This window comes from Burkholderia sp. R-40 (genome assembly GCF_049942845.1).
Taxonomy (GTDB): Bacteria; Pseudomonadota; Gammaproteobacteria; order Burkholderiales; family Burkholderiaceae; genus Burkholderia; species Burkholderia ambifaria.
The window spans coordinates 2,204,793-2,227,966 of record NZ_CP187967.1 but is presented as its reverse complement, the minus strand read 5'-3'; the positions used below and the strand labels follow the sequence as shown (position 1 = coordinate 2,227,966).

Annotated in this window: 20 protein-coding genes; 16 read left to right on the top strand and 4 right to left on the bottom strand. The window is 66.6% G+C overall.

Translation table 11 applies throughout. From position 1 onward, the window contains the following. Positions 1-10: 10 nt before the first annotated feature. Genes ACP26O_RS10300 through map form a run of 3 tightly spaced genes read right to left on the bottom strand, consistent with a single transcriptional unit; the run spans position 11 to position 5,538 of the window. Positions 11-2,080 (bottom strand): pseudouridine synthase, encoded by a 2,070-nt coding sequence (locus ACP26O_RS10300; RefSeq protein ID WP_175664905.1) that lies wholly within the window; start codon positions 2,078-2,080, stop codon positions 11-13. Positions 2,081-2,096: 16 nt separating this feature from the next. Continuing rightward, entirely contained in the window at positions 2,097-4,673 is a 2,577-nt protein-coding gene (locus tag ACP26O_RS10295) for a [protein-PII] uridylyltransferase (protein ID WP_012364136.1), read from the bottom strand. 49 nt (positions 4,674-4,722) lie between these two features. Continuing rightward, on the bottom strand, positions 4,723-5,538 hold the full coding sequence (gene map / locus ACP26O_RS10290) for a type I methionyl aminopeptidase (RefSeq protein WP_012364135.1): 816 nt from the start codon (positions 5,536-5,538) through the stop codon (positions 4,723-4,725). 380 nt (positions 5,539-5,918) lie between these two features. Between map and rpsB the strand changes: the two genes are divergently transcribed. The 16 genes from rpsB to ACP26O_RS10210 all read left to right on the top strand — a co-directional run bounded on the left by rpsB (position 5,919) and on the right by ACP26O_RS10210 (position 21,895). Continuing rightward, the gene (gene rpsB, locus ACP26O_RS10285) at positions 5,919-6,659 is read left to right on the top strand and encodes a 30S ribosomal protein S2 (protein ID WP_006752149.1); all 741 of its coding nucleotides are present in this window, start codon (positions 5,919-5,921) and stop codon (positions 6,657-6,659) included. Between the two features lie 162 nt (positions 6,660-6,821). After that, on the top strand, positions 6,822-7,703 hold the full coding sequence (tsf, locus tag ACP26O_RS10280) for a translation elongation factor Ts (RefSeq protein WP_006752150.1): 882 nt from the start codon (positions 6,822-6,824) through the stop codon (positions 7,701-7,703). A 156-nt stretch (positions 7,704-7,859) separates the two neighbouring features. Beyond that, a complete protein-coding gene (gene pyrH / locus ACP26O_RS10275) occupies positions 7,860-8,573 on the top strand; it encodes a UMP kinase (protein ID WP_006752151.1) in 714 nt (237 codons plus the stop codon). A gap of 101 nt (positions 8,574-8,674) precedes the next feature. After that, positions 8,675-9,235 carry a ribosome recycling factor gene (frr, locus tag ACP26O_RS10270; protein ID WP_006752152.1) on the top strand — a complete coding sequence of 187 codons (561 nt, stop codon included), beginning with the start codon at positions 8,675-8,677 and terminating at the stop codon, positions 9,233-9,235. A 49-nt stretch (positions 9,236-9,284) separates the two neighbouring features. Then, positions 9,285-10,067: a polyprenyl diphosphate synthase gene (uppS, locus tag ACP26O_RS10265; RefSeq protein WP_006758563.1), complete on the top strand. Its 783-nt coding sequence runs from the start codon at positions 9,285-9,287 to the stop codon at positions 10,065-10,067. Then, positions 10,061-10,882 (top strand): phosphatidate cytidylyltransferase, encoded by an 822-nt coding sequence (locus ACP26O_RS10260; RefSeq protein WP_175664904.1) that lies wholly within the window; start codon positions 10,061-10,063, stop codon positions 10,880-10,882. The genes uppS and ACP26O_RS10260 overlap by 7 nt, the downstream gene beginning before the upstream one ends. A 15-nt stretch (positions 10,883-10,897) precedes the next feature. After that, complete coding sequence (locus tag ACP26O_RS10255) at positions 10,898-12,094, top strand: 1-deoxy-D-xylulose-5-phosphate reductoisomerase (protein ID WP_105833978.1); 1,197 nt, start codon at positions 10,898-10,900, stop codon at positions 12,092-12,094. Between the two features lie 11 nt (positions 12,095-12,105). Beyond that, positions 12,106-13,494: an RIP metalloprotease RseP gene (gene rseP, locus ACP26O_RS10250; RefSeq protein ID WP_175664903.1), complete on the top strand. Its 1,389-nt coding sequence runs from the start codon at positions 12,106-12,108 to the stop codon at positions 13,492-13,494. A gap of 64 nt (positions 13,495-13,558) precedes the next feature. After that, positions 13,559-15,865, top strand: a complete 2,307-nt coding sequence (bamA, locus tag ACP26O_RS10245) for an outer membrane protein assembly factor BamA (protein ID WP_011657281.1) — start codon at positions 13,559-13,561, stop codon at positions 15,863-15,865. 63 nt (positions 15,866-15,928) lie between these two features. Beyond that, a complete protein-coding gene (locus ACP26O_RS10240; protein WP_041489826.1) occupies positions 15,929-16,426 on the top strand; it encodes an OmpH family outer membrane protein in 498 nt (165 codons plus the stop codon). Between the two features lie 16 nt (positions 16,427-16,442). Continuing rightward, positions 16,443-17,540, top strand: coding sequence for a UDP-3-O-(3-hydroxymyristoyl)glucosamine N-acyltransferase (lpxD, locus tag ACP26O_RS10235; RefSeq protein ID WP_175664902.1), 1,098 nt, complete (start codon positions 16,443-16,445; stop codon positions 17,538-17,540). 130 nt (positions 17,541-17,670) lie between these two features. Next, entirely contained in the window at positions 17,671-18,138 is a 468-nt protein-coding gene (gene fabZ / locus ACP26O_RS10230; RefSeq protein WP_041491210.1) for a 3-hydroxyacyl-ACP dehydratase FabZ, read from the top strand. Positions 18,139-18,205: 67 nt separating this feature from the next. Further along, positions 18,206-18,994 (top strand): acyl-ACP--UDP-N-acetylglucosamine O-acyltransferase, encoded by a 789-nt coding sequence (lpxA, locus tag ACP26O_RS10225; protein WP_012364129.1) that lies wholly within the window; start codon positions 18,206-18,208, stop codon positions 18,992-18,994. Between the two features lie 3 nt (positions 18,995-18,997). Beyond that, entirely contained in the window at positions 18,998-20,167 is a 1,170-nt protein-coding gene (gene lpxB / locus ACP26O_RS10220; RefSeq protein ID WP_011657277.1) for a lipid-A-disaccharide synthase, read from the top strand. Next, positions 20,164-20,817: a ribonuclease HII gene (gene rnhB / locus ACP26O_RS10215; RefSeq protein WP_175664901.1), complete on the top strand. Its 654-nt coding sequence runs from the start codon at positions 20,164-20,166 to the stop codon at positions 20,815-20,817. The genes lpxB and rnhB overlap by 4 nt, the downstream gene beginning before the upstream one ends. A 295-nt stretch (positions 20,818-21,112) precedes the next feature. Then, on the top strand, positions 21,113-21,895 hold the full coding sequence (locus ACP26O_RS10210; protein ID WP_175664900.1) for a TrmH family RNA methyltransferase: 783 nt from the start codon (positions 21,113-21,115) through the stop codon (positions 21,893-21,895). A gap of 114 nt (positions 21,896-22,009) precedes the next feature. On the opposite strand, the gene ppsR is transcribed toward ACP26O_RS10210, so the two are convergent. Continuing rightward, entirely contained in the window at positions 22,010-22,825 is an 816-nt protein-coding gene (gene ppsR / locus ACP26O_RS10205; protein WP_006752164.1) for a posphoenolpyruvate synthetase regulatory kinase/phosphorylase PpsR, read from the bottom strand. Between the last annotated feature and the right edge of the window lie 349 nt (positions 22,826-23,174).

Below are 23,174 nucleotides of genomic sequence, written 5' to 3'. Positions count from 1 at the left end.
CTGCCTGCCGTCAGAACGACTCGTCGGGCGACAGGTAGCGCCATTGCCCTTGCGGCAGCGCGCCGAGCATCACGCGGCCCATCCGCACACGCTTCAGGCCGATCACTTCGAGACCGACCAGTTCGCACATCCGGCGGATCTGGCGCTTCTTGCCTTCACGCAGCACGAAACGCAGCTGTTCGCCGTTCTGCCAGCTCACCATCGCGGGCTTCAGGGCGACACCGTCGAGTTCGAGGCCGTGGCGCAGCTTCGCGAGCGATTCGGCGGGGAAGTGCTGGTCGATGTCGAGCAGCCGTTCGCCGAAGCGCACGCGCACCAGGTACTCCTTGTCGATGTCCGACTGCTCGCCGATCAACTGCTTCGCGATCCGGCCGTTCTGCGTCAGCACGAGCATGCCGGTCGAATCGATGTCGAGCCGGCCCGCCGGTGCGAGCGCGTGCAGATGCTGCGGCGAGAAGCGCAGCGGCGAGCGGTCGCCGCTCCACTGGTTCGCGCGCGTGATCAGCACCGACGCGGGCTCGTAGCCGTCTTCCGCCTGGCCGGACACATAGCCGACCGGCTTGTGCAGCAGGATCGTCACCTGTGCGGCCTGCGCGGCGCTCGCGCGTTCGTCGATCTCGATCTTCTGGTCGGGACGGACCTTGGTGCCGAGCGTGTCGATGCGCTCGCCGTCGACGAGCACCCAGCCCTTTTCGATCCATTCGTCGGCTTCGCGGCGCGAGCACAGGCCGAGCTCGGACATGCGCTTCGACAGGCGCATCAGGCCGGTTTCGTCGCCGTGATCGATGTCGGGGGCGCGGCGCTTGACCGGTTGTGCGGCCTTCGGTGCGGTGGCCGTCGAGCGGCGCTCGGTGTTGCTGCGCTCGCCGAAGCTGCGCTTTTCGCCGTAGCCGGTTGCCTTGTCGCGATAGGGGGTGCGTGCGCCGCCTTCTGCGCCTGCGCGGCGCGGGCGTGCATCGTCGTCGCGGCGTGCCGGGCGGTCGGTCGATGCACTGCGTTCACCGAAGCTGCGCTTCGGTGCATCGCCGGTTGCCTTGTCGCGATACGGTGCGCGTGCGCCGCCTTCGGCGCCTGCGCGGCGCGGCCGTGCATCGTCGTCGCTGCGGCGTGCCGGACGGTCGGTCGACGTACGGCGTTCACCGAAGCTGCGTTTCGGCGCATCGCCGGTTGCCTTGTCGCGATACGGTGCGCGTGCGCCGCCTTCGGCGCCTGTGCGGCGCGGGCGCGTATCGTCGTCGCGGCGAGCCGGGCGGTCGGACGATGTACTGCGTTCACCGAAGCTGCGCTTCGGCGCATCGCCGGTTGCCTTGTCGCGATACGGTGCGCGTGCACCGCCTTCGGCACCTGCGCGGCGCGGCCGTGCATCGTCGTCGCGGCGTGCCGGGCGGTCGGACGACGTACGGCGTTCACCGAAGCTGCGCTTCGGCGCATCGCCGGTTGCCTTGTCGCGATACGGCGCGCGTGCACCGCCTTCGGCGCCTGCGCGGCGCGGCCGCGTATCGTCATCGCTGCGGCGAGCCGGGCGGTCGGACGACGTACGGCGATCGTCGAAACTGCGCTTCGCGCCTTCGCCGGTTGCCTTGTCACGATACGGTGCGCGTGCACCGCCTTCCGCGCCTGCACGGCGCGGCCGCGTATCGTCGTCGCTGCGGCGAGCCGGGCGGTCGGACGGCGTACGGCGTTCGCCGAAGCTGCGCTTCTCGCCATAGCCGTCTGCCTTGTCGCGATAGGGGGCGCGTGCACCGCCTTCGGCGCCCGCGCGGCGCGGCCGCGCATCGGGCTGGCCTTCGGCGCTGCGATACGGACGCGCGGGACGCGCGTCGCCGCGCTCGGCACCGCCGTCACGCGGTGCGCGCTTCGCCGGCGCGCGATCCGCACCCGGGCGTTCCGCGCCGCGCGGCTTGAACGCGCGTTCGCCGGCGGCTGCCGGCGCGGCGGCCTTCTTCGGGCGCGGTGGCTTGTCGGCCGCGGGCGGCCCGGCGGGGCGCACCGCCTTGCGAGCGACGAGGCTGCCGGAGCGGACGGGTGCGCGGGTCGGCGACGCCGGACGCGGATTCTTGACGGTTAATTTGGTGCGCATAAACGCTGGGATTCATTCAGACTGCGATCGCGCGCAGCAATTCGGTTTCGAGCTGGATCTGCAGGCGGTTGTCGGACAGGCCGGCACCATCGAGCAGGAAGATGTCCTCGACGCGTTCGCCGAGCGTATTGATCCGCGCCGCGTGGACGCCGACCTGATGCTCGGCCAGTACGCGCGCGATCGAATAGAGAAGGCCCGGCCGGTCGTTGGCGGACACGGACAGGATGTAGTACTGGCCGCGCTCGTCGGCCCGAAGGTCGACGCGCGGCGTGATCGGAAACGTCCGGGACAGCCGCGACAGGCGGCCCTTGGACGGCTCCGGCAGCGGCGCGGTCTCGGCAAGGCGCGTCGCGAGCTGCTGTTCGACGAGATTCGCGATGTCGCGATAGCGCACGTCGCGTTCGGTCTGCGTGACGATGAAATTGTCGAGCGCATAGCCATGCCGCGTGGTGCTCACGCGCGCATCGAGCACGGAGAGTCCGTTGCGGTCGAAGTACGCGCAGATGCCCGCGAACAGGTCGGGGCGGTCCTTCACGTACACGAGCACCTGCAGCGCGTCGCCGATCGGCGACGGCCGCGCGCGGACGATCGCCGTCTCGGCATTCACGTGCCGGTACAGCACGCGCGTCTGCCATGCGATGTCGGCCGCGTCGTGACGCAGGAAGAAGCCGACGTCGAGCTGATCCCACAGCGCGCGGTGCGCGTCGTCGGGCACGGTCTCGAGGCGCAGCAGCGCGAGCGCCTGCTCCTGGCGCGACTTCAGTTCCGAATGCGCATCGGGGTTGGCGCCGCCGAGCACCGCGAGCGTGATGCGGTAGAGATCCTCGAGCAGCTTGCCCTTCCACGTGTTCCACACCTTCGGGCTCGTGCCGCGGATATCGGCGACGGTCAGCAGGTAGAGCGCGGTGAGGTAGCGTTCGTTGCCGACGACTTCCGCGAAGCGCTTGATGACCTCCGGGTCGCTCGTGTCCTGCTTCTGCGCGACCTGGCTCATCGTCAGGTGATGCTGGACGAGCCACACGATCAGCGCCGCGTCGTCGCCGGTGATGCCGTGCTCGCGGCAGAAGCGCCGCGCGTCGGCCATCCCGAGCGTCGAATGGTCGCCGCCGCGGCCTTTCGCGATGTCGTGGAACAGCGCGGCGACATATAGCACCCACGGGCGCTCGAAATTGCCGATCAGCTGGCTGCAGAACGGATATTCGTGCGCATGCTCGGCCACCGCGAAGCGGCGAAGGTTGCGCAACACCATCAGGATATGCTGATCGACCGTATACACGTGGTACAGGTCGTGCTGCATCTGGCCGACGATGCGGCGGAAATTCAGCAGGTAGCGGCCGAGCACGCTCGTCTGGTTCATCAGCCGGAATGCATGCGTGATGCCTTCGGGCTGCTGCAGGATCTGCATGAACGTGCGGCGGTTCTGCGGATCGCGCCGCCACGTGTTGTTCATGATCTCGCGCGAGTTGTACAGCGCGCGCAGCGTGCGGGCGGACAGGCCCTTCACGCCGCGGGTCACCTCGTACAGCAGGAAGGCTTCGAGGATCGCGTCGGGATGGCGTTCGAACACGCCGTCGTCGACGATCTCGAGCATGCCCTGCTTCTCGACGAAACGATCGGGCGACAGCACGCGCGTGATGCCGCTCGTCGCGGGGAACAGCTGCGCCTCGATGTTCTGGATCAGGATCGTCGCGAGCTGCGTGACCGCCTTCGCGGCCCAGTAGTAGCGACGCATCAGCTGCTCGCTCGCGCGCTTGGCCTGCGTCGGCCGGTAGCCGAAGCTCTCGGCGGCCTGCGTCTGCAGGTCGAACACGAGCATGTCCTGGCGGCGGCCGGCGATCACGTGCAGCCGCGCGCGCAGCGTCTTCAGGAATCCTTCGTTGCGGCGCAGCTCGCGCGCCTCGCGCTCGGTGATGAGCCCGCGCGTGTCGAGCTCGCGCCAGCTGCTGCCGAAGCCGGCCGCGCGCGCGATCCAGAGGATCGTCTGCAGGTCGCGCAGGCCGCCCGGGCTTTCCTTCACGTTCGGCTCGAGGCTGTACGGCGTGTCCTGGAACTTCGCGTGGCGCTGGCGCATCTCGAGCACCTTCGCGGTGAAGAACGCGCGGGCGTCGAGCGCCTCGTGATACCGCACGGTGAAACGCTCGAACAGCGCGGTGCTGCCGACGATGCGGCGCGCCTCGAGCAGCGAGGTCTGCACGGTGACGTCCTGCGACGCTTCCTCGATGCATTGCGCGACCGTGCGCACGCTGCTGCCGATCTCGAGGCCGAGATCCCACGCCATCCCGATGAAGCGCTCGATGCGCGCGTCGAGCGCCGGGTCGTGCGCGTCAGGCAGCAGCACGAGGATGTCGACGTCGGAGTAGGGCGCGAGCTCGCCGCGTCCGTAGCCGCCCACGGCGATGAGCGCGAGCGTCGCGGGCAATCCGCAGTCGTCCCATACGCGCTTGAGCGCGTCGTCGGTGAGTTTCGACAGCGCGTGCATCAGCGACGCGACGTTCGCCGCGCTGCGAAAGCGCTCGAGCATGTCGGCCTTGGCGGCCTTGAATTCGGCGCGCCGCGACAGCGCTTCGGACGAGGGGGCGGCGTGAGCGCTCATGGGTGGCCGTTCAGGTCGGGGGCGGGCAGGCGGGCGGGCGCGACGGCGCTCAGACCGCGGCGGCCGGTTGCGCGAACACCGGGCGTGCCGGCGTGCCGGCCGACACGGTCAGCACCTCGTAGCCCGTCTCGGTGACGAGCACGGTGTGCTCCCATTGCGCGGACAGGCTGCGGTCGCGCGTCTTGACCGTCCACTGGTCGGGCATCGTGCGGATATCGCGCTTGCCGGCGTTGATCATCGGCTCGATCGTGAAGATCATCCCGGCCTTCAGCTCGATGCCGGTGCCCGGACGGCCGTAGTGGACGACCTGCGGATCTTCGTGGAACACCGTGCCGATGCCGTGCCCGCAGTATTCGCGCACGACGCTGTAGCCCTGCGCTTCCGCGTGCTTCTGGATCGCGTAGCCGATGTCGCCGAGGTGCGCGCCGGGCTTGACCTGGTCGATGCCGAGCCACATGCACTCGTAGGTGGTCTGCACGAGGCGCTTCGCGAGGATCGAGCCTTCGCCGACGATGAACATCCGGCTGGTGTCGCCGAAGTAGCCGTTCTTGATCACGGTGACGTCGATGTTCAGCGCGTCGCCGTTCTTGATCACCTTCTCGCCCGGAATGCCGTGGCAGATCACGTCGTTGACCGAGATGCAGGTGGCCTTCGGGTAGGGCGGATAGCCGGGCGGCTGATAATTCAGCGGCGCGGGGATCGTGCCCTGCTCGTTGACCATGAATTCGTGACAGAGCCGGTCGAGTTCGCCGGTCGTGACGCCCGCGACGACGTGCGGCGTGATGAAGTCGAGCACTTCGCTCGCGAGACGGCAGGCGACGCGCATCTCGGCGATGTCGTGTTCGTTTTTGAGCGTAATAGCCATCGAGGTATGCCTGGAATGCGGTGAATTGACGGATTATCGCACCTTATGGCTGGCCTCGCAGCCCCTGCCGGCGGTGCCGATGCGGGTTTTCGGGGATTGTCCGGCCCGCTGCCGCGCGGCAAGCGAAAGTGGCGGGCGACTTGAGAGCCGACAAATCGGCGTGCTATACTCTTTGGCTAAGTCGACATCCAAATGCCGAACATGCCCCGATTTGGGGAGGCATGGCGATGAAAGGCTTGTGGCACGCGCATTTTCGCACGTGCCGAATCGCAAGCCGGCGCAACCAAGGGTGCCGGCCGCGCGGAACGAAGGTCCTTCGGGGCGCGTTCGCGCGGCGGTACGGCGGCCGGCTTAAGACCCAACCCTCGTGGAGAATTTACATGGCAGTTACGATGCGCCAAATGCTGGAAGCGGGTGTCCACTTCGGTCACCAGACGCGCTTCTGGAACCCGAAGATGGCTCCGTTCATTTTCGGTCACCGCAACAAGATTCACATCATCAACCTCGAAAAGACGCTGCCGATGTTCACGGACGCACAGAAGTACGTGCGCCAGCTGGCAGCGAACCGCGGCACGATCCTGTTCGTCGGCACGAAGCGCCAGTCGCGTGACACGATCGCCCAGGAAGCACAGCGCGCGGGCATGCCGTTCGTCAACGCACGCTGGCTCGGCGGCATGATGACCAACTTCAAGACGCTGAAGGTATCGATCAAGCGCCTGAAGGACATGGAAGCGGCAGTCGAGGCAGGTGAGCTCGAGAAGATGAGCAAGAAGGAAGCGCTGCTGTTCGAACGCGAAATCGCCAAGCTGCAGAAGTCGATCGGCGGCGTGAAGGACATGGGCGGCATTCCGGACGCAATCTTCGTCGTCGACGTCGGCTACCACAAGATCGCCGTCACGGAAGCGAACAAGCTGGGCGTGCCGGTCATCGCCGTGGTCGACACGAACCACTCGCCGGAAGGTGTGGATTACGTGATCCCGGGTAACGACGACTCGAGCAAGGCAGTCGCGCTGTACGCTGAAGGCGTGGCCGACGCGATCCTCGAAGGCCGTGCGAACGCGGTCAACGAAGTGGTCCAGGCAGCGCGCGGCGACGACGAGTACGTCGAGGAAAACGCGTAACTGGCCCCGAGCCGGCGCAAAAAGGGGGCTCTCAACAGGCCCCCTTTTTTTAAGCTTGTGCGCCGGACCTGATCGCGCTGAATCGGCGCGGGTCCGGAAACGATTTTCGGCCGTTCGCGTCCAAGCGGGCGGCGTGGTGAATACAGACTCAAGGAGCGAATGATGGCGGCAATTACCGCAAGCATGGTGGCAGAACTGCGCGCAAAGACCGACGCACCGATGATGGAGTGCAAGAAGGCGCTGACGGAAGCCGACGGCGACCTGGCCAAGGCTGAAGAGCTGCTGCGCGTCAAGCTCGGCAACAAGGCGAGCAAGGCGGCATCGCGCGTGACGGCCGAAGGCGTCGTCGCATCGTTCGTCGGCGGCAATGCAGGCGCGCTGGTCGAACTGAACTGCGAAACCGACTTCGTCGCGAAGAACGACGACTTCCTCGCATTCTCGAAGACGGTTGCAGAACTCGTCGCGACGCAGAACCCGGCCGACGTGGCCGCGCTGTCGGCGCTGCCGCTCGAAGGCTCGACGGTCGACGCAGTGCGTCTGGCACTGATCGGCAAGATCGGCGAGAACGTCTCGATCCGCCGTTTCGTGCGCTTCGAAACCGCGAACAAGATCGCAACGTACCTGCACGGCGCGCGTATCGGCGTGATCGTCGAGTACACGGGTGCGGACGAGCAGGTCGGCAAGGACGTCGCGATGCACATCGCCGCGATGAAGCCGGTCGCGCTGTCGTCGGCCGACGTGCCGGCAGAGCTGATCGACACGGAACGCCGCGTGGCCGAGCAGAAGGCTGCGGAATCGGGCAAGCCGGCTGAAATCGTCGCGAAGATGGTCGACGGCAGCGTCCAGAAGTACCTGAAGGAAGTGTCGCTGCTCAACCAGACGTTCGTGAAGAACGACAAGCAGACGATCGAGCAGATGCTGAAGGCAGCGAATTCGACGGTGCAGAAGTTCGCGCTGTTCGTCGTCGGCGAAGGCATCGAGAAGCGCCAGGACGACTTCGCCGCCGAAGTGGCCGCGCAAGTCGCAGCAGCAAAGCAGCAGTAAGCAGTCAGGCAGTATCCGCGGCGGGCGTCCGCTCCGCCGCGGCCGGCGGCGCCGCCGGCCGGCCGGGAACCCCGGTCCGACCGTCGGCGCTTGCCCGAATCAGTATTTCGCCCCTACAGTTCGTGGTTGTCATCCTCTCGTCGCTCGGAAGCCCCTATGTCCAATGCCTATAAACGCGTCCTCCTCAAACTCTCCGGCGAAGCGCTGATGGGCGACGATGCCTTCGGCATCAATCGCGCGACGATCGAACGGATGGTGGCGGACATTGCCGAAGTCGTGGGTCTCGGTACGCAGCTTGCGGTCGTGATCGGCGGCGGTAACATTTTCCGCGGTGTCGCGGGCGGTGCGGCCGGCATGGACCGCGCGACGGCCGACTACATGGGGATGCTGGCGACGATGATGAACGCGCTGGCGCTGCAGGACGCGATGCGCCACGCCGGCATCGTCGCACGCGTACAGTCCGCGCTGCGTATGGATCAGGTCGTCGAGCCGTACATCCGGCCCCGCGCGATCCGCCAGCTCGAGGAAGGCAAGGTCGTGATCTTCGCGGCCGGCACGGGCAACCCGTTCTTCACGACGGACACGGCAGCCGCACTGCGCGGTTCGGAAGTGGGCGCCGAGGTCGTGCTGAAGGCGACCAAGGTCGATGGCGTATATTCTGCCGATCCGAAGAAGGATCCGTCGGCCACGCGCTACGCGACGATCAGCTTCGACGAGGCGATCAGCCGGAATCTGCAGGTGATGGACGCGACGGCCTTCGCGCTGTGCCGCGACCAGAAGCTGCCGATTCGCGTGTTTTCGATCAACAAGCCGGGCGCGCTCAAGCGTATCGTGCTGGGCGAGGACGAAGGTACGCTCGTCCACGTGTAAACTCCCGCGGATGCGGGCAAGCGGCGTGGGTCGCCGGCCGTGGTGCGTCGCGCGCCGGGCGGGGCCCGCGTTCTTTGAAGGTTGAAGGTTTGGAGGTTGAAATGAGTGTCGCTGATGTCAAGAAGGGCGTAGAGCAGAAGATGCAGCGCTCGATCGAAGCGTTCAAGAACGATCTGGCGAAGATCCGCACGGGCCGTGCGCATACCGGTCTGCTCGATCACGTGCAGGTCGACTACTACGGTTCGATGGTGCCGATCTCGCAGGTCGCGAACCTGACGCTCGTCGACGCACGCACGATCGGCGTGCAGCCGTGGGAAAAGAACATGGTCGCGAAGGTCGAGAAGGCCATCCGCGAAGCCGATCTCGGCCTGAACCCGGCGACGGCCGGCGACCTGATCCGCGTGCCGATGCCGGCGCTGACGGAAGAGCGCCGCCGCGAGCTGACCAAGGTGGTCAAGAGCGAAGGCGAAACGGCGAAGGTCGCGATCCGCAACCTGCGCCGCGACGCGAACGAAGCGCTCAAGAAGCTCGTGAAGGACAAGGAAATCTCGGAAGACGACGAGCGCCGTGCGAGCGACGACGTGCAGAAGCTGACGGACAAGCACGTTGCCGAAGTCGACAAGCTCGTGCAGAGCAAGGAAGCCGAGATCATGACGGTCTGACGACCGTCCTCGCGCGCCGCCTTCTTCCCGCATTACTGTCTCAACGGCCATGACCTATACAAGCTCTACTGTTCGCGTGCCTGACGTCGGCGCCGTGCCGCGTCATATCGCGATCATCATGGACGGCAACGGCCGTTGGGCGACCGAACGCCGCCTGCCGCGCGTCGCGGGGCACACCCGCGGCGTGGATGCCGTGCGGGCGGTGGTCGAAGGCTGCGCGCGCGCCGGCGTCGAATACCTGACGCTGTTCGCGTTCAGTTCGGAAAACTGGCGCCGGCCGAACGACGAAGTGTCGTTCCTGATGCGGCTGTTCATCACCGCGCTCGAGCGCGAGATCGGCAAGCTGCATGCGAACGGGATCCGCCTGCGGGTGGTCGGCGATCTCGAGCGCTTCGAGCCGCGCATCCGCGAACTGATCCGCCGCGCCGAGACCAAGACGGCGCGCAACACCCGCCTGACCCTGACGATCGCCGCGAACTACGGCGGCCGCTGGGACATCCTGCAAGCGACGAAGAAGCTAGTCGAGCAGGCCGTGCGCGAGGGCCGCGAGGTCGATGTGACCGAAGACGCGTTCGCGCCGCACCTGGCAATGGCCTATGCGCCGGAGCCCGATCTCTTCATCCGCACCGGCGGCGAGCAGCGCGTCAGCAATTTCCTGCTGTGGCAGCTCGCGTACGCGGAATTCTATTTCACCGACAAATACTGGCCGGACTTCGACGGCGCGGCGCTCGCCGACGCGATCGCGTCGTATACCGAGCGCGAGCGCCGTTTCGGGCGCACCAGCGCGCAGCTCGAACCGCAATCGCAGAACGCCGATTCCCTTTCATGCTGAAGACCCGTGTGATCACGGCGGTCGTGATGCTGGCAGTGTTGCTGCCGGTGACGCTGTTCGCGCCGCTCACCGCGTTCGGCGCGCTGATCGGCGTCGTGCTCGTGTTCGCCGCGTGGGAATGGGCGCGCCTGCTGAAGCTCGGTGCGACCGGCTCCATCGTCTATGCAATCGTCGCCGCGGCCGCGCTCGCGGCGACCGCGCCGCTCGGCGTCGGTGCGGCTTCGTCCCGTCCCCTTTTCATGGCGGCCGGCGTGTTCTGGCTGCTGGTCGGCCCGTTCTCGCTGCGGCGCAAGCCGGAACTCGCGGGCGGCGTGTGGCGGGCGTTCCTGCTCGCGGCCGGGCTCGTCGTGTTCGCGGCCTGCTGGCACGCGCTCGTCGCGGCGCGCGCCGAGGGCGTTCCGTTCGTGTTGTCGCTGCTTCTGGTCGTCTGGCTGGCCGATATCGGTGCATACTTCGCGGGCAAAGCCTTCGGAAAGCGTAAACTGGCCATTACGATCAGTCCCGGGAAGAGCTGGGAAGGTGCGATCGGCGGCTGGTTCGCCGTGATGGTCGTCGCGGGTGTCGCGATGGCGGCGCACTGGTTCGAGCCGACCCTGTTTTCCGCATTCGCCACCCGCTACGGGATGCCCGGCGCGTGGGCCGCGTTGACGCTGCTGGTCGCCTACAGCGTGATCGGCGACCTGTTCGAGTCGTTGCTCAAGCGTCAGGCGGGCGTGAAGGATTCCAGCGGCCTGCTGCCCGGGCACGGCGGCGTGCTCGACCGTGTCGACGCACTGCTGCCCGTGCTGCCGCTCGCAATGCTGCTGCTTGGTTAAACCACTATTTCTGTTATGCAAAAACGTCTGACACTGCTCGGTTCCACGGGCTCGATCGGAGACAGCACGCTCGACGTGGTCGCCCGCCATCCCGAGCGTTTCTCGGTCTATGCGTTGACCGCGCACCGCAACGGCGACAAGCTCGTCGAGCAGTGCCTGCGCTTCGCACCCGAAGTCGCGGTGGTCGGCGATGCGAACACGGCGGCGCACGTCGAGGCAAAGCTGCGCGCGGCGGGCAGCAAGACCATCGTGCTGTACGGGCCGCAGGCGCTCGTCGACGTGTCGAAGAGCGACGGCTGCGACACCGTCGTCGCGGCGATCGTCGGCGCGGCCGGCCTGGCGCCGAGCCTCGCGGCCGCGCGCGCCGGCAAGCGCATCCTGCTGGCGAACAAGGAATCGCTCGTGATGTCGGGCGCGATCTTCATGGACGCCGTGCGCGACCATGGCGCGATCCTGCTGCCGGTCGACAGCGAACACAACGCGATCTTCCAGTGCATGCCGCGCGACGAGAACGAGCACGGCGGGATCTCGAAGATCATCCTGACCGCATCGGGCGGTCCGTTCCGCACGCGCGAGCCGGCCACGCTCGCCGACGTGACGCCGGACGAAGCCTGCAAGCACCCGAACTGGGTGATGGGCCGCAAGATCTCGGTCGATTCCGCGACGATGATGAACAAGGGCCTCGAGGTGATCGAGGCGCACTGGATCTTCGGTTTGGCCGGTGACCGGATCGACGTGCTGATCCACCCGCAGAGCGTGATCCATTCGCTCGTGTCGTACCGCGACGGCTCGGTGCTCGCCCAGCTCGGCAACCCCGACATGCGCACGCCGATCGCGCACGCGCTGGCGTTTCCGGAGCGCGTCGACGCCGGTGTCGACCAGCTCGACCTCGCGCAGATCGCGCAGCTGTCGTTCGAAAAACCCGATTACACGCGGTTCCCGTGCCTCGCGCTCGCACTGAAGGCGCTTGAAGAGGGTGGTATCGCGAGCGCCGCGTTGAACGCGGCGAACGAAATCGCGGTCGAAGCGTTTCTCGAGCGCCGGATCGGCTTCATGGCGATCGCGGCCACGGTCGACGCGGTGCTCAATGCGCTGCCGAACCGCAGCCCGAACGGGCTCGACGACGTCCTTGCGGCGGATGCCGAGGCACGCCGCCTCGCCGCCGAGATCATTGCGAAAGCGCCTGCGCCCCGCGTGGAGCGTACTGTCTGAATGAGGTGCTCATGAACGTGCTGGTCGAACTGATCGCGTTTGCGGTGGCGATCGGGGTGCTGGTCGTCGTGCATGAGTACGGACATTATCGTGTCGCGCGCTGGTGCGGCGTGAAGGTGCTGCGTTTCTCGATCGGTTTCGGCCAGCCCGTCGCGCGCTGGGTCAGCCGCCGGACGGGCACCGAATGGACGCTCTCCGCACTGCCGCTCGGCGGCTACGTGAAGATGCTCGACGAGCGCGAGCCGGGGGCGGACATCAAGCCCGAGGAGCTCGCCCAGGCGTTCAACCGGCAATCGGTGTTCAAGCGCATCGCGATCGTCGCCGCCGGCCCGATCGCGAACTTCCTGTTGGCAATCGTCCTGTTTTCCGTCGTATTCGCCACCGGCGTGACCGAACCGGCCGCGGTGCTCGCGCCGCCGGCCGCCGGCACGGTGGCGGCTCGCGCGGGCTTCGACGGCAACGAGACGATCGTCTCGATCCGTGACGTGCACGCAGGCGACGCGCAGGGCGGCGAGGCCGTGCCGGTGCGTTCGTGGTCGGATCTGCGCTGGAAGCTGCTGGCCGCCGCGTTCGATCATCGCGAGGTCGTGCTCGGCGCGCGCGACGGCGGCGCGTCGACGTTCGACTTCCGCGTCGACCTGCGCAACGTTCCCGAAAGCGCGCTCGACGACGATTTCATGACGCACCTGGGCTTCGAGACCGGCGGCGGCACGTTGTCGGTGGCGTCGGTGCAGCCCGGCAGCGCGGCCGAGCGCGCGGGCCTGAAGGCCGGCGACAAGCTGCTCGCGCTCGACGGCAAGCCCATCGGCGGCGCCTCGCGCTTCATCGACGCGGTGAAGCACCACGCGGGGCAGGCGGTCGACTTGCGCGTGGAACGCGGCGGCGCCACGCAGACGGTGTCGATCGTGCCGCAGGCGCAGCGCGACGACGAGACGGGGCAGCCGGTCGGCCGCATCGGCGCGGCGCTGTCGATGCACACGCCGTCGGTCGACGTGCGCTACGGTCCGATCGAGAGCCTGCGGCTCGGTGCGCACCGCACGTGGGACATCGCCGTCTATTCGCTGAAGATGTTCGGGCGCATGATCACGGGCAACGCGTCGCTGAAGAACCTGTCCGGTCCGGTGACGATTGCGGACTACGCGGGCAAGAGCGCACGGCTCGGTCCGTCGGCCTTCCTGTCGTTCCTCGCCCTTGTCAGCATTAGCCTCGGGGTGTTGAACTTGCTGCCGATTCCCGTTTTGGACGGGGGGCATCTGTTATATTATCTGGTTGAAGCCGCGACCGGGAAAGCCGTTTCGGAGCGCTGGCAGCTGATTCTGCAAAGAGCCGGGTTGATCTGCATCGTCGCATTGTCGGCGATCGCGCTGTTCAACGACCTGGCTCGGTTAATCCATTTCTGAAGCGTCAGGCGGCGGCCAGTCGGCCGCCGCCTGATTTGATGCAGCTAAATATTGGGGATGCACGTTGTTCAAACCTCATCGCTTTGTACCTAAGACAGTTGCAGCGGCCGCGCTCGCCGCGCACGGCCTCGCGGCGCATGCAGCGGCACCGTTCGTGGTGCAAGACATCAAGATCGAGGGGTTGCAGCGCGTCGAAGCGGGTTCGGTGTTTGCCTACCTGCCGATCAAGCAGGGCGATACCTTCACCGACGACAAGGCATCCGAAGCAATTCGCGCGCTGTACGCGACGGGCTTCTTCAACGACGTGCGCATTGCCACCCAGGGCAACGTCGTGATCGTGCAGGTGCAGGAGCGTCCGGCCATCGCGTCGATCGACTTCACCGGCACGAAGGAATTCGACAAGGACAACCTGACGAAGGCGCTGCGCGCTGTGGGTCTGGCCGACGGCCGCTACTACGACAAGGCGCTCGTCGACAAGGCGGAGCAGGAGCTCAAGCGTCAGTACCTGACGCGCGGCTTCTACGCGGCAGAGGTGAAGACGACGATCACGCCGGTCGACGCGAACCGCGTGTCGATCCTGTTCGCGGTCGCCGAAGGCCCGAGCGCGAAGATCCGCCAGATCAACTTCATCGGCAACAAGGCGTTCAGCACCAGCAAGCTGCGCGACGAGATGCAGTTGTCCACGCCGAACTGGTTCTCCTGGTACACGAAGAACGACCTGTACTCGAAGGAAAAGCTCACGGGCGACCTCGAGGCCGTGCGCTCGTACTACCTGAACCGCGGCTACCTCGAGTTCAACATCGAGTCGACCCAGGTGTCGATCTCGCCCGACAAGAAGGACATGTACCTGACGGTCACGCTCCACGAAGGCGAGCCGTACACGGTGTCGGGCATCAAGCTGTCGGGCAACCTGCTCGATCGCGAAGCCGAACTGACCAAGCTGATCAAGATCAAGCCGGGCGATCGCTTCTCGGCCGAAAAGCTGCAGCAAACGACGAAGTCGATCGTCGACAAGCTCGGCGAATACGGCTACGCATTCGCGACCGTCAACGCGCAGCCGGACATCGACCAGGCGAACCACAAGGTGAACCTGAACCTCGTCGTCGATCCGAGCCGCCGCGTGTACGTGCGCCGCATCAACGTGGTCGGCAACACGCGTACGCGCGACGAAGTCGTGCGCCGCGAAATGCGCCAGCTCGAAAGCTCGTGGTTTGATTCGAACCGCCTCGCGCTGTCGAAGGATCGCGTGAACCGTCTCGGCTACTTCACCAACGTCGACGTGACGACGGTGCCGGTCGAAGGCACGAACGACCAGGTCGACGTGACCGTGAAGGTCGATGAAAAGCCAACCGGCGCGATCACGCTGGGCGCGGGCTTCTCGTCGACGGACAAGGTGGTGCTGTCGGCCGGCGTGTCGCAGGACAACGTGTTCGGCTCGGGCACGAGCCTGTCGGTGAACGTCAACACCGCGAAGAGCTACCGCACGCTGACCGTCACGCAGGTCGATCCGTACTTCACGGTCGACGGCATCAAGCGGATCACGGACGTCTACTACCGCACGTACCAGCCGCTCTACTATTCGACGAGCTCGAGCTTCCGGATCATCAGCGCGGGCGGCAACCTGAAGTTCGGCATTCCGTTCTCGGAAGTCGACACCGTCTACTTCGGCGCGGGCTTCGAGCAGAACCGTCTCGATGTCGACTCGAACACGCCGCAGAGCTACCAGGATTACGTGAACCAGTTCGGCCGCGTGTCGAACACGGTGCCGCTGACCGTCGCGTGGTCGCGCGACGCGCGTGACAGCGCGCTGATCCCGAGCCGCGGCTACTTCACGCAGGCGAACGTCGAGTACGGCGTGCCGGTCGGCAAGATCCAGTACTACAAGGCCGACCTGCAGGCGCAGTACTACTATTCGTTCTCGCGCGGCTTCATCCTGGGCATGAACCTGCAAGGCGGCTACGGTAACGGTATCGGCAACCCGTACCCGATCTTCAAGAACTACTACGCGGGCGGTATCGGCTCGGTGCGTGGCTACGAGCCGAGCTCGCTGGGCCCGCGCGACACGAAGACGAACGACCCGATCGGCGGTTCGAAGATGCTGGTCGGCAACATCGAGCTGACGTTCCCGCTGCCGGGCACCGGCTACGACCGCACGCTGCGCGTGTTCACGTTCCTCGACGGCGGTAACGTGTGGGGTAACGCGCCGGGCGGCACGAGTACCGGCGCGAACGGCCTGCGTTACGGCTACGGCGTGGGTCTCGCGTGGATCTCGCCGATCGGCCCGCTGAAGCTGAGCCTCGGCTTCCCGCTGCAGAAGCATGAAGGCGACCAGTACCAGAAATTCCAGTTCCAGATCGGGACGGCGTTCTGATCGAACGCATACAACAGCAACGAGAGGGTAATTTTGCTAACCGGTAAGTTTTCGAAACGAGTGATGTGTGCGCTGACCGTTGCGCTGGCCTTGGGCGCGGCGACGGCGCATGCTCAGGACGTCGCCCGCATCGCGGCGGTCAATTCGGATCGGATCCTGCGCGAGTCGGCGCCCGCCAAGGTGGCGCAGACGAAGCTCGAAGCCGAGTTCGCGAAGCGCGACAAGGAACTGCAGGACCTCGCGGCGCGCCTGAAGTCGATGTCCGACTCGCTGGACAAGAACGGTGCGTCGCTGTCGGCGGCCGATCGTGCGCAGAAGCAGCGCGATCTCGCGCAGCTCGACACCGACTTCCAGCGCAAGCAGCGCGAGTTTCGCGAGGACCTGAACCAGCGCCGCAACGAGGAACTCGCGGCGGTGCTGGAGCGCGCGAACAAGGTCATCAAGCAGATCGCCGAGCAGCAGAATTACGACCTGATCGTGCAGGAAGCCGTATACGTCAGTCCGCGCATCGACATCACCGACAAGGTGCTCAAGGCGCTCGCGTCCGGCTCGACGAACTGAACGGAGCAGACGACGAATGGCATTGACGCTCGAGGAACTCGTAAAGCGGTTCGGCGGCGAGATCGCCGGCGACGCCCAGTGCAAGGTGAGCGGCCTCGCGCCGCTCGACCAGGCAGGCCCTCAGCAACTCGCGTTTCTCGCGAATCCGAAGTATCTGTCGCAGGTCGAGGCGACCCGCGCCGGCGCGGTGCTGATCGCGCCGAAGGATCTCGAAAAGCTGCGCGCGGCTACGGCCGGCCCCCGGATGGCCGGCCCCCATAATTTCATCGTGACGCCGAATCCGTACGCGTATTTCGCGCGCGTCGCGCAGATGTTCATCGATCTCGCCACGCCGCCGCGCGCGCCCGGCGTGCATCCGAGCGCGACGATCGATCCGGCCGCACAGGTTGCCGCGAGCGCGGTGATCGGCCCGCACGTGACGGTCGAGGCCGGCGCGGTGATCGAGGACGGCGTGCAGCTCGACGCGAACGTGTTCATCGGCCGCGGCACGACGATCGGTGCGGGTTCGCACCTGTATCCGAACGCATCGGTGTACCACGGCTGCAAGATCGGCCCGCGCGCGATCATCCATGCGGGTGCCGTGATCGGTTCCGACGGGTTCGGCTTTGCGCCGGATTTCGTCGGCGACGGCGATGCGCGCACCGGCAGCTGGGTCAAGATCCCGCAGGTCGGCGGTGTGACCATCGGCCCGGATGTCGAGATCGGCGCGAACACGACGATCGATCGCGGCGCGATGGCGGACACCGTCATCGACGAATGCGTGAAGATCGACAATCAGGTCCAGATCGGCCACAACTGCCGGATCGGCGCCTATACGGTGATCGCGGGCAGCGCCGGCATCGCGGGCAGCACGACGATCGGCCGCCACTGCATGATCGGCGGCGCGGCGGGCATCGCCGGCCACGTGACGCTCGGCGACTATGTCATCATCACCGCGAAGTCGGGCGTGTCGAAGTCGCTGCCGAAGGCCGGCATCTACACGAGCGCATTCCCGGCCGTCGACCACGGCGAATGGAACCGGAGCGCCGCGCTCGTGCGCAACCTCGACAAGCTGCGCGAGCGCATCAAGGCGCTCGAAACCGCGCTGGCCGCCCAGGGCGGCACGGACGCCTGACCGACGCCATGCGAGACCAGCAACCGGGCACGGCCAGCGCTACCGGCCCGGTTTGTCAGACTGGGCCGCGCGGCGGCCCGCTTCAGCCTTTGCATCACCACCGCGCAGCCTCTGCGTGAGACGAACCATCATGAGCACTGAAAAAATCAATCTCGACATCCACAAGATCCTCACGCTGCTGCCGCATCGCTACCCGATTCTGCTCGTCGACCGCGTGCTCGAACTCGAGCCGCACAAGGGAATCAAAGCGCTGAAGAACGTGTCGATCAACGAGCCGTTCTTCCAGGGACACTTCCCGAAGCGGCCGGTGATGCCGGGTGTGCTGATCCTCGAGGCGCTCGCGCAGGCAGCCGCGCTGCTGACGTTCGCGGAAGAGCAGCCGAAGGATCCGGAAAACACGCTGTACTACTTCGTCGGCATCGACGGCGCGCGCTTCAAGCGCGTGGTCGAACCGGGCGACCAGCTGATTCTGAACGTGACGTTCGTGCGTTACATCCGCGGCATCTGGAAGTTCAAGGCGGTGGCGGAAGTGGACGGCAAGGTGGCGGCGGAGGCCGAACTGATGTGCACGGTCAAGACGGCCGACGCGGCGCCCTGAGCGACGCGGCACGCATGGATATCGTAACGCGAGCAACGCGACACATCATATCGAGAGGCAACGGCGCATGACCAGGATTCATCCCACCGCGATTGTCGAACCGGGCGCGCAGATCGACGAGTCCGTCGAGATCGGGCCGTATGCGATCGTCGGGCCGCACGTCACGATCGGCGCGCGTACGACGATCGGCTCGCACAGCGTGATCGAAGGTCACACGACGCTCGGCGAGGACAACCGCATCGGCCATTACGCGTCGGTCGGCGGCCGTCCGCAGGACATGAAGTACAAGGACGAGCCGACGAAGCTCGTGATCGGCAACCGCAACACGATCCGCGAATTCACGACGATCCACACCGGCACCGTGCAGGATGTCGGCGTGACGACGCTCGGCGACGACAACTGGATCATGGCCTACGTGCACATCGGTCATGACTGCCGCGTCGGCAACAACGTGATCCTGTCGAGCAACGCGCAGATGGCCGGTCACGTCGAGATCGGCGATTACGCGATCATCGGCGGGATGTCGGGCGTGCACCAGTTCGTGCGCATCGGCGCGCATTCGATGCTGGGCGGCGCGTCGGCGCTCGTGCAGGACGTGCCGCCGTTCGTGATCGCGGCCGGCAACAAGGCCGAGCCGCACGGCATCAACGTCGAAGGCCTGCGCCGGCGCGGGTTCTCTCCCGACGCGATCTCGGCGCTGCGCAGCGCGTACCGCCTGCTGTACAAGAACGGCCTGTCGCTCGAGGAAGCGAAGGTGCAGTTGCGCGAGCTGGCGGTCGCGGGTGGCGAAGGCGATGCAGCGGTCACCGCGTTCGTCGAGTTCATCGACGCGTCCCAACGCGGCATCATCCGCTAAGCGATGTCGCTCCCGACCAATCAGCTCCGGCTCGCAATGGTGGCCGGCGAGCCGTCGGGCGATCTGCTCGCGGCGTCGCTGCTCGGCGGGCTTCAAGAGCGGCTGCCCGCGTCGACCCGCTACTACGGAATCGGCGGGCAGCGGATGCTCGCGCACGGCTTCGACTCGCACTGGCAGATGGACAAGCTCACGGTGCGCGGCTACGTCGAGGCGCTGGGCCAGATTCCCGAGATCCTGCGGATTCGCGGCGAGTTGAAGCGCCAGTTGCTCGCGGAGCGGCCCGACGCGTTCATCGGCGTCGACGCGCCCGACTTCAATTTCAGCGTCGAGCAGGCCGCGCGCGATGCGGGCATCCCGTCGATCCACTTCGTGTGCCCGTCGATCTGGGCGTGGCGCGGCGGGCGGATCAAGAAGATCGCGAAGTCCGTCGACCACATGCTGTGCCTGTTCCCGTTCGAACCGGCGATCCTCGACAAGGCGGGCGTCGCATCGACGTATGTCGGTCATCCGCTCGCCGACGAGATTCCGCTCGAGCCTGACACGCACGGCGCGCGCATCGCGCTTGGCCTGCCCGCCGACGGCCCGGTGATCGCGGTGCTGCCGGGCAGCCGGCGCTCGGAGATCGGGCTGATCGGCCCGACGTTCTTCGCGGCGATGGCGCTGATGCAGCAGCGTGAGCCCGGCGTGCGGTTCGTGATGCCGGCGGCGACGCCTGCGCTGCGCGAGCTGCTGCAGCCGCTCGTCGACGCCCATCCGCAACTCGCGCTGACGATCACCGACGGCCGCTCGCAGGTCGCGATGACGGCCGCCGACGCGATCCTCGTGAAGAGCGGCACCGTCACGCTGGAAGCCGCGCTGCTGAAGAAGCCGATGGTGATCTCGTACAAGGTGCCCTGGCTGACCGGGCAGATCATGCGCCGGCAGGGTTACCTGCCGTACGTCGGCTTGCCGAACATCCTGGCGGGGCGCTTCGTCGTGCCCGAGTTGCTGCAGCATTTCGCGACGCCCGAGGCGCTCGCCGATGCGACGCTCACGCAACTGCGCGACGACGCGAACCGCCGCACGCTGACCGAAGTCTTTACCGAAATGCATCTTTCGCTGCGTCAGAACACGGCCGCGAAGGCCGCCGAAGCAGTCGTGCGCGTGCTCGAGCAACGCAGGGGGCGCGCATGACGGCCATCCGTGTGCCACGCCGCCGCGCGTCGGCCGATCTGCAGGGCGGTTTCGACTTCAGTCGGCCCGACGAGATCGTCTGCGGCGTCGACGAAGCGGGCCGCGGCCCGCTCGCGGGGCCGGTCGTGGCCGCCGCGGTGATCCTCGATCCCGCACGGCCGATCGACGGGCTCGACGATTCGAAGGCGCTGTCCGCGAAGAAGCGCGACGCGCTGTACGACCTGATCGTCGCGCGCGCGAGCGCGTTTTGCGTCGCGTCGGCCAGCGTCGACGAAATCGACACGCTGAACATCCTGCACGCGACGATGCTGGCGATGAAGCGGGCCGTCGAGGGCCTGTCGGTGCTGCCGACGCTTGCCCAGATCGACGGCAACCGCTGTCCGACGCTGACGGTGCGTGCCGAGGCGATCGTCAGCGGCGACGCGCTCGTGCCGAGCATCTCGGCCGCGTCGATTCTCGCGAAGGTCACGCGCGACCGCATGCTCGTCGATCTGCATGAACGCTTCCCGGTGTACGGCTTCAACGTGCACGTGGGTTACAGCACCCCGAAACACCTTGCCGCGCTGCGCGAGCACGGCCCGTGCGAAGTGCATCGGCGCTCGTTCGCGCCCGTGCGCGAGGCGCTCGACCTGATGACCGGTTCCCGCTGAGAACGGGCTTGCGCCGGCCGCCAGAAGGGTCGAGCGCGAGGGAAGGGGCACGGCGAATACCTCGCGTATTCGCCGCGAGCATGACGCCACGATCGACCTTTCCGGCGGCCCCGCCGGAAAGGGTTTTTTAGTTTCGTGAACGTGCGTTGCCGGCCGCATGGCGACGTCGCGCGTCGCGGGTTCGGCGCGGCTCAACGGCGCGCCGTGCTTGTGGCACGCGCCCGAAGGCACTCCCCTTGGGGGACAGCCGGCAACGCACGTTCGCAAGCCCGTTATTAGCGGGAACAGGCCCCTGATGAAGAGCATTACATCCCGCGACAACCCGCTGTACAAGCGCCTAAAGGCGCTCGCGGGCTCGACGTCTCACCAGCGGCGCGGCGGCCAGGCGCTGCTCGAAGGTTTCCATCTCGCCGGCGCGTATCTCGATACGGGCGCGACACCGGAGCTGTGCGTCGCGACCGAAGGCGCGCTCGCGCACGCCGAAGCGCAGGCGATCATCGCGCGCATCGACGCGCAGCGGGTCGTCACGCTGCCGGACGCGCTGTTCGGCCAGTTGTCGAACGTGGTCAGCGGCGTCGGTTTCCTGCTGCTCGTCGACCGGCCCACACAGCCGCTGCCCGAGCGCGTCACGCATACGTCGGTCGTGCTCGACGGCGTGCAGGATGCCGGCAACGTCGGCTCGATCCTGCGCAGTGCGGCGGCGGCCGGCGTGCGGCACGTGTTCTGCGCGCCGGGCACCGCGTATGCGTGGTCGTCGAAGGTGCTGCGTTCGGGGATGGGCGCGCACTTCCTGCTGTCGATCCACGAGGATGTCGAGCCGGATGCGCTCGCCGCGCGGCTCGACGTGCCGGTCGCGCTGACGGATTCGCACGGCGCGCAAGCGGTCTACGACTGCGACCTGGCCGGCCCCGTCGCATGGGTGTTCGGCAACGAGGGCGCCGGCGTGTCAGCGTTCTGGCGCGACGCGGCCACGCATCGCGTGACGATTCCGCAGCCCGGTGGAATGGAGTCGCTGAACGTCGCGGCCGCGGCGGCGGTGTGCCTGTTCGAGCAGGTGCGGCAGCAGCGGCGCGCATGACATGACGCCGTGACGCACGGCGTCGCCCGCGCGTATCCCACATCACGAAAAAAGGCCGCGTAAGCGGCCTTTTTGCTGTTGGCGGCGGCCTGACGGCGGCCGGCGCGCCAGTCGTCAGTACGACTGCCGGTCGAGACGGATTTCCTGCAGGATCGTCGTCGCGATTTCCTCGATCGACTTGTGCGTCGACGACAGCCACTTGATTCCTTCGCGGCGCATCATCGCCTCGGCCTCGTTGATCTCGTAGCGGCAGTTCTCCGGCGCCGCGTACTTGCTGCCGGGGCGGCGTTCGTTGCGGATCTCCGACAGGCGCTGCGGATCGATCGACAGTCCAAACAGCTTGTCGCGATGCGGCGACAGCGCCGACGGCAGCTTGCCGCGCTCGAAGTCTTCCGGAATCAGCGGATAGTTGGCCGCCTTCACGCCGTACTGCATCGCGAGATACAGGCTCGTCGGCGTCTTGCCGCTGCGCGACACGCCGACCAGGATCACGTCGGCTTCGGACAGGTTGCGGTTCGACTGGCCGTCGTCGTGCGCGAGCGAGAAGTTGATCGCCTCGATCCGCGTCTTGTATTCCTCGGTATCCGCGTTCTGGTGGCCGCGACCCATCGCGTGGCTCGACTTCAGCTCCAGTTCCTGCTCGAGCGGCTCGACGAAGCGCTGGAACATGTCCAGCACGAGCGCGTTCGAGCGCTTGACGATGTCGTTCGACTCGCTGTCGACGAGCGTCGTGAAGACGATCGCGCGGCGGCCGTCGTGCACGGCGGCGTCGTTGATCTTCTCGACGGTCGCATAGGCCTTCTCGAGCGAGTCGACGAACGGCAGGCGCACGAGACGGAATTTCTGGTCGAACTGGGAGAGGATCGAATGCGCGAAGGTTTCGGCAGTGATCCCGGTGCCGTCGGAGACGATGAAAACGGTAGGCAGCATGAATCTGGGCGTCGAGCGTGAAGGGCGGTTGCGCAGGCGGCTGGAGGTTCGCCTCCAGACGCGGAGACAAGGTCGCGCCACATCCGGCAGCCGGCACGGTAGAATAGCGGCAACCTGTTGGATAAGCAATTGCAGGGGCAGGATACGAACGGCGCCCCAGGCTTGGTCGCTCGATTCGAAAACTCCCGGCAAGTTCGGCGATTCGTCTGAATATATCGCCCTTCTGCCGGGATTTTTGCAAATCGGGTCGGACGATTTTTCGCTGATCTTTCGCCCACGCGATTGTTTCTCCAACAGGTTGCGCAAGACGCGCCGCGCCTTTTTGCAGGCGCCCGCGTCCGAGCCCACT